At 72.7% G+C, this 6,851-nt stretch carries 8 protein-coding genes and 1 riboswitch; of the genes, 4 read left to right on the top strand and 4 right to left on the bottom strand.

All coding sequences use genetic code 11. The features are described from left to right. Positions 1-63: 63 nt before the first annotated feature. The gene (locus ACFU7Z_RS33440; protein WP_380741114.1) at positions 64-801 is read right to left on the bottom strand and encodes an SDR family oxidoreductase; all 738 of its coding nucleotides are present in this window, start codon (positions 799-801) and stop codon (positions 64-66) included. Between the two features lie 125 nt (positions 802-926). Here ACFU7Z_RS33440 and ACFU7Z_RS33435 point away from each other — a divergent pair, with 125 nt between their 5' ends. The 4 genes from ACFU7Z_RS33435 (at position 927) to ACFU7Z_RS33420 (ending at position 4,155) form a co-directional block, all read left to right on the top strand. Further along, complete coding sequence (locus ACFU7Z_RS33435) at positions 927-1,769, top strand: helix-turn-helix transcriptional regulator (protein WP_380781672.1); 843 nt, start codon at positions 927-929, stop codon at positions 1,767-1,769. 200 nt (positions 1,770-1,969) lie between these two features. After that, positions 1,970-3,175 carry a cytochrome P450 gene (locus ACFU7Z_RS33430; RefSeq protein ID WP_380781670.1) on the top strand — a complete coding sequence of 402 codons (1,206 nt, stop codon included), beginning with the start codon at positions 1,970-1,972 and terminating at the stop codon, positions 3,173-3,175. A gap of 3 nt (positions 3,176-3,178) precedes the next feature. Continuing rightward, complete coding sequence (locus ACFU7Z_RS33425; protein ID WP_380781668.1) at positions 3,179-3,379, top strand: ferredoxin; 201 nt, start codon at positions 3,179-3,181, stop codon at positions 3,377-3,379. 140 nt (positions 3,380-3,519) lie between these two features. Further along, positions 3,520-4,155 carry a class I SAM-dependent methyltransferase gene (locus ACFU7Z_RS33420; RefSeq protein WP_380781666.1) on the top strand — a complete coding sequence of 212 codons (636 nt, stop codon included), beginning with the start codon at positions 3,520-3,522 and terminating at the stop codon, positions 4,153-4,155. Positions 4,156-4,204: 49 nt separating this feature from the next. Here ACFU7Z_RS33420 and ACFU7Z_RS33415 read toward each other — a convergent pair whose 3' ends face one another. The 3 genes from ACFU7Z_RS33415 to ACFU7Z_RS33405 all read right to left on the bottom strand — a co-directional run. Beyond that, the gene (locus tag ACFU7Z_RS33415) at positions 4,205-5,464 is read right to left on the bottom strand and encodes an APC family permease (protein WP_380781664.1); all 1,260 of its coding nucleotides are present in this window, start codon (positions 5,462-5,464) and stop codon (positions 4,205-4,207) included. Between the two features lie 181 nt (positions 5,465-5,645). After that, the gene (locus ACFU7Z_RS33410) at positions 5,646-6,008 is read right to left on the bottom strand and encodes an alkylmercury lyase (protein WP_380781662.1); all 363 of its coding nucleotides are present in this window, start codon (positions 6,006-6,008) and stop codon (positions 5,646-5,648) included. A 172-nt stretch (positions 6,009-6,180) separates the two neighbouring features. After that, positions 6,181-6,357: riboswitch (M-box (ykoK) riboswitch) on the top strand. A gap of 294 nt (positions 6,358-6,651) precedes the next feature. Continuing rightward, positions 6,652-6,851, bottom strand: a 200-nt coding sequence (locus ACFU7Z_RS33405; RefSeq protein ID WP_380781660.1) for a hypothetical protein, incomplete at its 5' end; no start/stop codon positions are given.

Raw genomic sequence — 6,851 nt, 5'->3', positions numbered from 1 at the left:
GCACCTGCCGTGCCCCGGCCCGGTGCCGTAGCGCCGGTGCCGGCAGCATTCCGGGATCTTCCGTCACTGGGCGCTCGCCGCAGGCCGTACGACGATCTCGTTCACGTCGACGTACGGCGGCTGGGAGATCGCATAGGCGACGGCGTCCGCGATCGCGGAGGCCGGCAGGGCCACGGCGCGGTAGGTCCGCATGGCCGCCCGGGCGGCCGGGTCCGCGATGCCGTCGGCGAGTTCGGACTCCGTGACGCCCGGCGAGACCAGCGTGACCCGGACGTCACCGGCGGACTCCTGACGCAGGCCCTCGGAGATCGCACGGACCGCGAACTTGGTGGCGCAGTACACGGCGGCGGTGGGAGAGACCTCGTGCGCACCGACGGAGGCGATGTTCACGATGTGCCCGCCACCCTGGGCGCGCAGCACGGGCAAGGCGGCGGAGATGCCGTGCAGGACGCCCCGCAGGTTCACGTCGATCATGCGGTCCCACTCCTCCGTCCTGAGCGCCTCCAGTGGCGACAGCGGCATCACCCCGGCGTTGTTGACCATCACGTCCACGCGGCCGTACCGCTCTTCGGCCGCTGCCACGAAGTCCCGCACGTCGGCGGCCCCGGTCACGTCCAGGCGCCGGGTCGCCGCCGTGCCGCCCGCGGCGGTGATCTCCGTGACGAGTCGCTCCAGGCGATCGGTGCGCCGCGCCCCCAGGAACAGGCGGTGACCGTCGGCGGCGAGCCGGCGGGCGGTCGCCTCGCCGATCCCACTGCTGGCACCGGTGATCGCTACAACCTTGACTGTCCGGTCGTGCATGACTGCCCCTCATCTCTCGGTAGGGCACCGAGTCTGGGCGAGGTGTTCCAGGCGGCCCAGGCCGTGTGCTGCCCGGGTGCGGTACACCCAGGCAGCACACCGGGCCCTCGGCATAGCGTGGGCACATGACCGACAACCAGCTGGGTGAGTTCCTGCGGGCACGCCGTGCGGCCGTGCGGCCGGACGAGGTCGGGATGCCGAGCCATGGCGTGCGCAGGGTCGCCGGGCTGCGCCGCGAGGAGGTCGCCGTACTGGCAGGGGTGAACGCGGACTACTGCACCCGGCTGGAACAGGGCCGCGAACGCCACCCGTCCGCGCAGGTGGTGGACGCGCTCAGCCGCGCGCTGCTGCTGGACACCGACGCCCGGGCGCACCTTCACCACCTGTCCGGAACCGCAGCGTCCCGGCGGCCCGTCGCCGCCACCGACCGGGTCGCCCCCGCCCTGCGCGTCCTGCTGGACGGCTACCCCGGCACTCCGGCGTTCGTCATCGACCCGGTCCTGGACGTCCTGGCCGCCAACGCCTTGGCCGAGGCCCTGTACTCCCCCTTCGAAGCGATGGACAACCTGGCCCGCATGGTCTTCCTCGACCCGGCAGGTCGACCGTTCCACCCCCGATGGGACCGGACGGCGGAGACAGTGGTGGGGCACCTGCGCCAGGCGTCCGGCGTCGACCCGGGCAGTCCGCGCCTACGGGCTCTCATAGGCGAACTCAGCACGCGCAGCACGGACTTCGCCCGGCTGTGGAACACCCACACCGTGCGCGGCAAGACCCGCGAACACAAGCACGTCCACCACCCGGACGTCGGCGGCATGACCCTCACCCACCACGCGTTCGACGTGCGGGACGCCCCCGGCCAGCAGTTGATCATCTACCATGCCGAATCCGGCAGCCCCAGCGCCGAGGCACTCAGCCTGCTCGGCTCCGTGCACGCCACAGCGAACCGCGCCCACCGGTCCGCCGGGTGACAGCCTGCTCCGTGACGCCCGGCGAGTTTGCCTTAACCTTCATCCATTGCAACGGGCCGTTGCGTTCGAGGTCAGCGTCATTGCATCAGTTTGCCGCTACTGAGCTGGCATAATGCCTTTCGTACGATTGACGCCACGTCAGGAAAAGCCGTAGCTTTCCAGTTGTCCGAACGTGCGGCAACGCGAAACGAGGCACGGCCATGGGGGAATCCCCGCACACCGTCACCACCATGCCGGCGGCGCGCCGCCCCGGCTGTCCCTTCGACCCGCCCGCCGAGCTGATCGACGCCCGCCGGCACGGGCCGATGAGCCGCTACACCTTCCCCGGCGGGAAGCCCGGCTGGCTGGTCACCGGGTACGACCTGGTCCGGGCGGTGCTGGCCGACACCCGGTTCAGCTCGCGCAAGGACCTGATGCTCCACCCGACCATCGACTACGGCGACTTCCAGATCCCGCCGGCGCCGCCCGGGGAGTTCGTCCTCATGGACGAGCCCCAGCACAGCCGCTACCGCAAGCCCCTGACGGGCAAGTTCACCGTCCGGCGCATGCGGCTGCTCACCGAGCGCATCGAGCAGGTCACCGCCGCCCGCCTGGACGCCATGGAGGCCGCCGGGCCTCCGACGGACCTGGTGACCGCGTTCGCCAAGCCCATCCCCGCCATCGTGATCTGCGAGCTGCTCGGGGTGCCGTACGAGGACCGGGGCTCCTTTCAGGAGCAGGTCGACTCGTTCATGAACGGGGAGACCAGCGACGAGGACCTCATGGCGGCCTACGCCGCGACCCAGGAGTACCTGGCGGAACTGGTGGCCGCCAAACGCGCCAACCCCACCGACGACGTGCTCAGCGACCTCACCGACAGCGACCTGACCGACGAGGAGCTGAAGGGGATCAGCCTGATCCTGCTCGCGGCCGGTCTCGACACCACCGCGAACATGCTGGCCCTCGGCACCTTCGCGCTGCTGCGCACCCCGGACCAACTGGCCGCGCTGCGCGCCGATCCCGCGCTCGCCGACCGGGCCGTGGAGGAGCTGCTGCGCTACCTGAGCGTCGCCAAGACCTTCATGCGGACGGCCCTGGAGGACGTCGAACTCGGCGGCCGGACCGTCAAGGCCGGCGACCGGCTGATCCTCTCCTTCAACACCGCCAACCGCGACCCCGAGCGCTTCCCCGATCCCCACGTGCTCGACCTGGGCAGGCAGGACGGCGGACACCTGGCCTTCGGCCACGGCATCCACCAGTGCCTGGGCCAGCAGCTTGCCCGCATCGAGATGCGGGTCGCCTTCCCCGCGCTGCTCGGCCGCTTCCCCACGCTGCGGCTGGCCGTACCGCCCGAGGAGGTCGCCCTGCGCCCGGAGCTCGCGGACATCTACGGGGTGAAGAGCCTCCCCGTCACCTGGGACGCGTGACCGATGAGGATCACCGTGGACCTCGACCGCTGCATCGGCTCCGGAATGTGCGCCCTCACGGCCGGCGAGGTCTTCGATCAGAGCGAGGACGACGGCACCTCGGTCGTACGGCAACCCGAGCCTCCCGCCGAGGCGTTGGACGCGGTGCGCGAGGCGGTCGCCCTGTGCCCCGCCTCGGCGATCAGCCTGTCGGCCGACCTGTGACGGCCGGGCCGGTCCGACACATGATCGTCCGGTCGTCTCGCGGAGCCCGAGGCCCCGGGAGGGCCTGCGGCACCAGGGCCCGCGGCCGGGCGTTCGGTGGCCGTGACCAGCGCCGACGGTCTCGCCTTAGGATGCGGGACATGAACAGCACCACGCCGCCGCACGGAGAGCCCATACCGACGACGCGGCGAACCCGCTGGCAAGAGGCGCGGCAGAGCGGGAACTACGGCAAGCGGTTCGCCGACCTCATCTCCGCCGGCGAGGACGTCGACGGTGAGGCCCGCCTCGCCGACACGCTCCTGCCGCGCGGCGCCCGGGTGCTCGACGCCGGCGCCGGCATGGGCCGGGTCGCCGCGGCGCTGCTGCGGCGGGGGCACGACGTGGTCGCGATCGAGCCCGACCCGGCCCTGGTCCGGCAGGCCCGGGAGACCTACCCCGGGCTGGCGATCGAGGAGCGCGACATCCTCGACCTCGGCCCCGACGACGGCCCGTTCGACCTGGTCGTCTGCGTGGGCAACGTCATCGTCTTCCTCGCCGAGGACACGGAGCGCAGGGCGCTGGGCGCGATGCGCGACGTGCTCGGCGAGAACGGCCGGATCCTGGTCGGCTTCCACCTCCAGGACCCGCCACCGCACGCCCGCACCTACCCGGCGGCGGAGTTCGAGGCGGACCTGGCCGCCGCCGGACTGCGCGTCGACCTGCGGGCCGGCACCTACCAGCTGCACCCCGCGAACGACGCCTACGGCGTCTGGGTCCTGAGCCGGGCCCAGGCGTAACGCCACCTCCCGGGGCCCTGCCTAGCCGCCGGGACGGTGCTCCCGTCCGTCAGGCGCTGGCGGCGGCCCTGCGCAGGCAGTAGGCGGCGGCACCGGCCGCGATCACCGCGGCGCCCCACAGGACCGAGGAGGGCGGCAGGGCGAAGGCCAGGAGCACGCAGCCGACGGCGCCGACGACGGGCACGATCCGCACGGGGCCCTTCACGGGGGTGAGGGTCCAGGCGGACGCGTTCGCGATGGCGTAGTAGGCCAGCACACCGAAGGAGGAGAAGCCGATCGCGCCACGGACGTCCGTGGTGGCGGCCAGGACCGCGACCACCGCGCCGACCGCGAGCTCGGCGCGGTGCGGCACCCGGAAGCGCGGGTGGACGGCGGCCAGGACGTGGGGCAGGTGCCGGTCGCGGGCCATCGCCAGGGTGGTGCGCGAGACCCCGAGGATCAGCGCGAGCAGCGAGCCGAGCGCCGCGACGGCCGCCCCGGTGCGCACGACCGGGGCGAGCGCGGGGACGCCGGCGGCACGCACGGCCTCGGTGAGCGGTGCGGCGGTGTGGGCGAGCCGGTCGGGCCCGAGCACGGCGAGCACGGCCACGGCGACGGCGGCGTAGACGACGAGCGTGATGGCGAGCGCGGTGGGGATCGCCCGGGGGATGGTCCGCTCCGGGTCGCGGACCTCCTCGCCGAGGGTGGCGATGCGCGCGTAGCCGGCGAACGCGAAGAACAGCAGCCCGGCGGCCTGGAGCACCCCGCCGAAGGTCGCGTCCGCACCGACGGCGAGCCGAGCGCCCTCGGCGGCGGGGCCGGTCAGGCAGGCGGTGACCACGGCGGCGAGCACCGCCAGGACGACGGCGACGATCCCCCGGGTCAGCCACGCGGACTTCCGTACGCCGACGTAGTTCACCGCGGTGAGCACCACCACCGCGGCGACCGCGACCGCGTGCGCCTGTCCGGGCCACACGTAGGAGCCCACCGTGAGGGCCATCGCCGCACAGGAGGCGGTCTTGCCGACCACGAAGCCCCAGCCCGCCAGGTAGCCCCAGAACTCGCCGAGCCGCTCGCGGCCGTAGACGTAGGTGCCGCCGGACTCCGGGTAGCGGGCGGCCAGCCGGGCCGAGGAGGTGGCATTGCAGTACGCCACCACCGCGGCCAGCGCGAGGCCCGGCAGCAGACCGGACCCGGCCGCGCCGGCGGCCGGGGCGAGCGCGGCGAAGATCCCCGCGCCGATCATCGACCCGAGCCCGATCACCACGGCGTCGAACACGCCCAGGTGGCGCCCCAGCTCCCCGGCCCGGGCCGCTGCCGGTGTCCCCATCGCTCGCTCCTCGACCACGGCCCACGGCCGTTCCGGACTTCGGTTCCGGCGCACGCTATAGGAGCAAGGTGTCGAGCCGGCCTCGCGGACCGGACCGAGGCGAGGCCTGGCCACCGCCCGCGAGCCAGGACGCCTCACCGTCAGTCGGCACGAGCCCCCGGGTCGGTCCCCGCGGAGCACGTCATCCGACCTCGTGGGTGGCGGACCGGGCCGGGGCACCGAGTACCCGTCGCAGCTCCTCGACGCTCGGCGCCCCGTCCACCCGGCCGTCCGCGCTCCGGTAGAGCCGGCAGGACACGCTCGGCGGTGTTCCGGGGGCGGCGAACGGGTCGGTCCCGTCGACCAGCAGGGTGGGCGAGCCGTGCATGCCCAAGCGTTCGGCGTCCTCCTGGTCCTCGACCACGTGCCGCACCAGCCCGACGCCCGGCAGGTCGGCCAGCACCACGGCGAGCCGCTCCGCCAGCACCGACTCGTTCGGGCACTGCGGAACCGTCAGCATCTCCAGCCGCACGGCCGCCACCTCCTTCGTCCTCGTCGTCAGCACCGTTCACGCTAGACCGGATCACCGCCCGGCGCGGTGGGTGCCCGGGATTGGCGAGGTGAGGGGTCAGGCGGCCGTCACGTGCCCCCACTCTCCGCATGAGCCAAAAGGTAAAGATTCTACCAAGTGCGCAAGTATGCCCAGGGTGGAGGTCTATGCTTTTCGAGGTTTGAAGAAGGCACCTCGTTCGGTGAGGCTTCTTCACGGACACAGGCCACTGATCCGACGACGTCGAGAGACGCCCAGGGTTAGGACAGATCCTCCCGACCTAAGGGTTGATCCGAAGTGGCTTCCGGCCTATGCGGCCGGACACGCCGTGGAGTGCCAAAGCTCTGACGAGTTGGGGTGAGTCGGCCGCTGTTTCCGCGCGCCGGCGAACTCCTTGCCGTGTCGATCACACGCACCACGGGGTGCGTCGACCGGGAGGAGGCGAGAGACATGGATTGCAGTAGTCCGGGCCACAGTCGGCCCTTCCCGCGCCTGCCCTCGTACACCTCCGGCACGCGGTAGCCACCTTCCCCGCGCGCACACGCGCCGCTGCGTCACGCCCGCCCGACGGCCTCGCCGTGCCCTGCCGGCATCGCGTCCTCGCAGCGCGCAGCGCGGTCTCCACCGGTTGCGACATCAGCACGGGTGCCCTGCGCACCTACCCGCCGATCGTGACGGTCCTGGTCGTCATCACGATCGTCCGGACCGCCCCGGGCAGCTGACCCACCGCGCCGGGGGCGCCGACCGCGTGCCACCGTCCGTACCCCTCCTCCCGTGAAGGAGGTGCCGTCGTGCACACCCTGACCACCGTCGACTTCCTGGTACGGCTCGCCACCGGCGTCGCCGGCGGCGCGCTGA

This window comes from Kitasatospora sp. NPDC057518 (assembly GCF_042802075.1).
Classification (GTDB): Bacteria; Actinomycetota; Actinomycetes; order Streptomycetales; family Streptomycetaceae; genus Kitasatospora.
Note: the sequence above shows the minus strand (reverse complement) of the source record. Positions and strands in the feature narration are given on the sequence as shown.